The sequence below is a fragment of the Dyadobacter sp. genome, assembly GCF_051859145.1.
Classification (GTDB): Bacteria; Bacteroidota; Bacteroidia; order Cytophagales; family Spirosomataceae; genus Dyadobacter.
This window is the reverse complement of the sequence record NZ_JBHYGF010000365.1, coordinates 1-4213: the sequence shown is the minus strand read 5'-3', so window position 1 is coordinate 4213 and position 4213 is coordinate 1. Positions and strand designations below refer to the sequence as shown.

At 47.5% G+C, this 4213-nt stretch carries 4 protein-coding genes; 3 read left to right on the top strand and 1 reads right to left on the bottom strand.

From position 1 onward, the window contains the following. On the top strand, positions 1-1354 hold a 1354-nt coding region (locus ACTIE6_RS19100; RefSeq protein ID WP_439558163.1), incomplete at its 5' end, for an MFS transporter. A 779-nt stretch (positions 1355-2133) separates the two neighbouring features. Beyond that, positions 2134-3192, top strand: coding sequence for a calcium:proton antiporter (locus ACTIE6_RS19095; protein ID WP_439558162.1), 1059 nt, complete (start codon positions 2134-2136; stop codon positions 3190-3192). Positions 3193-3268: 76 nt separating this feature from the next. Here ACTIE6_RS19095 and ACTIE6_RS19090 read toward each other — a convergent pair whose 3' ends face one another. Next, entirely contained in the window at positions 3269-3472 is a 204-nt protein-coding gene (locus ACTIE6_RS19090) for a hypothetical protein (RefSeq protein ID WP_439558161.1), read from the bottom strand. Between the two features lie 230 nt (positions 3473-3702). Here ACTIE6_RS19090 and ACTIE6_RS19085 point away from each other — a divergent pair. Continuing rightward, a partial coding sequence (locus ACTIE6_RS19085) for a TIM barrel protein (RefSeq protein WP_439558160.1) occupies positions 3703-4213 on the top strand: 511 nt, incomplete at its 3' end.

Sequence of the window (4213 nt, the reverse complement as noted above, 5' to 3'; positions counted from 1 at the left end):
TCCTAACCGCTCGGACAGTTGTGTCAGAACGCTTGGCACGGTCTGTACAGGTGTTACCATGTTCATGATGATCCGATGCGACTATTTGATAAGCCAAATGGGCTATTTTATCCTAAATATAGCATTGATCTTTGCACACACCAACATCAAGAATATGTTACAGCTACAAACAAGGTCCAAACGATACCGGCTTTGGATCATCATAGCAATTGTCAGCCTGAATTCGATCGGGCTATCCCTGGTACTGCCCTTGCTGCCCTTTCTGCTGGGTAAATACCTGCCTGCCGCGCAGGTGGTAGTGGGGATGAGCTTACTGCTGTCTGTTTTCGCGGTATGCACCTTTTTCGCAGCCCCGGTCTTCGGCGCGCTGAGCGACCGCTACGGCAGGAAATACATCCTGATCATCAGCTTGCTTGGTTCCGTGGTAGGTTACGTACTGTTTGGCATTGGCGGTGCGCTGTGGGTGCTCTTTCTGGGGCGCATCATCGATGGGATCACCGCCGGAAACGTCACCATCCTGTTTGCCTACATCGCCGATACGACTGAACCCAAAGAACGCGCAAAATGGTTTGGCTACATCGGGGCGGCCATGGGGATCGGCAAAATCGGCGGGCCCGCCCTCGGGGGAATGTTAGGCAGCATCCATATCGGCTTGCCTTTTTATGTAACGGCCACGCTGATGTTCATTTCTGCGACGGGCGTTTATTTCCTGCTGCCGGAATCCCTGCCGCGGGAAGCGCGCACGTCCCGGTTAACCCTGGACAGTTTTAATACTTTTGCCCATTTTAAAAATGTGCTCAGCACGCGAACGGTTCGCCTTTTGCTGCTGTCGGGCGTCCTATTTTATGCGGGCCTGAGTATCTTCCAATTCAATTTTACCATTTACCTGAAAGACATTTACAGCTGGGGGCCGGTAGCCATCGGAAGTATACTCACCTTCGTTGGGATCTGCGATATCCTTACCCGCGCGTGGCTGCTGCCTCAGCTGCTCAAACGTTTGGAGGAAAACAGGGTGGCCGTCGCAGGGTTGCTGTTGCTTGCCGCGGGCCTGGCATCCGTGCTGGCGGGCCTGTATATTCATTCAGCCGTGCTGATCGCGCTGGCAGTCAGCCTGATAGTTACTGGCGAAGGTTTTTTCGACCCGGTCTACAACAGCCGGTTGTCCCGGTCGGTTCCTGAAAGCGAGCAGGGTAAATTGCAGGGCGTCAACCAAAGTTTACAGTCAGCCAACAATGTGCTGGTGCCGCTGGCCGCCGCCGCGATCTATTTTCACAGCCCAGCCGCATTGTACGTCATTGCCGTCACAGCCGTTCTGGCTGCGACAGCGGCCCTGAGTCGTTCCCGGGCTAATTAAAAAGGCTTGAAGATGATTGCGTAAACTTTGTTTTCGATTGCCGCGGCTGCTTATTTAGCTTGCTGGCAATGTCAAAAGAACCGACAACGTTAACCCGAAATCAATAAATCCCCGGAAGCGTAGCTACTTCAGAAAGTCTAAAACCAGATTCACTTGGGTTTTCACCCCATTTTCCAATGCTTTTTCGTCGATCTTAAATCCAGGGTTGTGGTTTGCCGGTCCATCACCAACTCCCAGCGTCATAAAAGATATTGACGCTATCTTGCGGTAGAAAGAAAAATTAAGTCGGCGACATAGTCACTGATATTGATTTTTTTAAATGAGAGCTCCGGATTTTGATGGATATGCCTGCGCCATTTGATAGGATGCCTTAAAAAAGATGTCCTGGACGAATGTCACTTTATAGGGACACATCCAGGACTCAGATGAAGGATTTCATTTGAACTATAATTAAGCCATAAGGGACATCAAAAACATGATGATAATCAGAAGCAGCGTGATCACAAATGCGTATCGCATCGCCAACGAAAGTTGCCTGTCTTCTCCAATTCTGTCGTTTTCCATAATCTTCTAAATTTAAAAGGTGGGAACTAAGAACATCTCTTTACACTTTTATTTTTACAATTGTAAATTTACCGAAATAATAGGATGATATCAAATTTATCCCTAGACATACTTCGGTAGCAACTGAGAGCGTAAAAATCACTATTTTGAAGTAAAATTGTTTTTGCGACTTTCTGGCTTGTATTAAATATCACTAAAACAAAGTGGACTTGCGGATGAAGAGAATATTTCAATGGACATTCATAGCACCTGTTATCTGTTGGGTACTTTACCTGACACTGCCTATCGGTAGCGGCATTTTTGCTAATCTTTTTGCGATAGCTGCCCTGGTCGCAGGCGTGTTATCGGCAGTACACCACGCGGAGGTAGTAGCACACAAAGTGGGAGAACCCTACGGAACCATCATTCTTGCCATCGCGGTAACGCTTCTCGAAGCCTCCATCATTGTTTCATTGATGCTTACCGGCGGGGCTGGTGCGGATACGTATGCACGGGACACGCTATTTGCGGCGGTTATGTTGATCCTGAATGGGATTCTCGGCATTAGTATGCTCGTAGGAGCTTATAAGTTCAAAGAGCAAAATTTTGAAACAAAAAGTGTCACCATTGCCTTAGTGAGTCTCGTATCCATCCTGATACTGACACTTGTGCTTCCCAATTTTACGACAAGTACTAGCGGCCCTTCTTATTCCGTACCGCAGCTTATCGCAACAGGTATTTCATGCCTCGTTATTTATGTGTCATTTATATTTACCCAAACTGTAAGGCACCGCAAATACTTTTTGACAGAAGTTTCTGGCGAAGAGAAAAAGGTCAGCGGAGTGGAAGCTTTCATCAGCCTCGCTTATTTATTCCTGTGCCTGGGTGTCGTTATTTTGCTTGCCAAAGCGCTTTCACCGGTGATTGAAGGGGGTATTGTGGCAGCGGGCCTGCCAACTGCGCTGGTAGGTGTGGCTATCGCAGCCGTGATTTTACTGCCCGAAGGAATAGCTGCAATCCGGTCCGCGCGGCGCAACCAGTATCAGGTTAGTATCAATCTTGCATTAGGATCAGCACTTGCGAGTATCGGATTAAGTATTCCAACTGTGGTGGTGGTTTGTACCATAATGGATTTGCCGCTTGTACTTGGGCTGGATTCCAAATCAATGGTTTTGCTGGGGCTCTCAGTATTCACGGTGATGCTTTCACTCAATAAAGGCCGTACCAATGGATTGTACGCCATGGTGCTGCTGGTGAACCTGGCCATGTATATTTTCACCGTAATTTTTAAGTGAGATATAGTGGGAAAGGGCAGACAGTGGAGCTTCTGTTATGGCGAAAGCTCCACAGTTGCATTGAACTCCGCGATTGTCAAATTGGATTGCCGCCAACCAGATAAATGATTTCTTTTTCATACCATTTTGTAGCTGAACTTACAGTTGAGGGATCACCAGAAAATCTCGGCATACTCGCATTATCAGATCTAACAGGTACCTGCGCGACCGAAGCGCTGTTTTTAAGAGGGGGTACCACAAATTCGCACCAGCTGATCTCTTCAACTAATGCCTTTCTCATGCTTTTGAAGAGACGGATCGCTTATTTGTAATTCAGTAATCTGAACGTGAGCCAAGTTGCCAGCGTGGGGCACCACATTATTTCATAGCCATATATTTTTCCACCAATCCGGCGTATGTGCTTACTCTTTGTTGCTACATGATATCTACCTCATTAAGTAGATTTTCCCGTCAAAAAGCTTGTTTAAAGTGGTACAACCTACTTAAACAGCCCGAAACCAATCTACCCAAATGAACAGCCGCAGAACATTCCTGAAAAGCAGCATGGCGCTGGCCGCAGTAACTGCTTTCGACCTGCCCATTAAAAAAGATAAACAAAAATTGTCCTTCTCCACGTTAGGCTGTCCCAAATGGACGCTAACTGAAATTGTGACTACCGCCGCCAGAGAGGGTTATGACGCAGTAGAAATACGCGGCTTACAGGGAGAGCTTTATCTTCCTAAATGTCCTGAATTCAGTACGCCGGAGCAGATTGCCAAAACGCGCAAGCTTTTTGCCGACCATAAGATTAAGATCTGCAACCTGGGCGCCTCCACTGCGCTGCACCATCTCGATTCCGAAAAACGCAAAAAGAACCTGGATGAAGCGCGGGCTTTTATCGACCTCGCGCAGCAGCTTGACTGTCCTTATGTGCGTGTGTTCCCCAATGATCTTCCCAAAGATCAGGATCGCGAGAAAACGATCGATATGATCGGCGAGGGGCTGCTGGAACTTGGAAATTATGCCAAAGAAAAGAATGTAA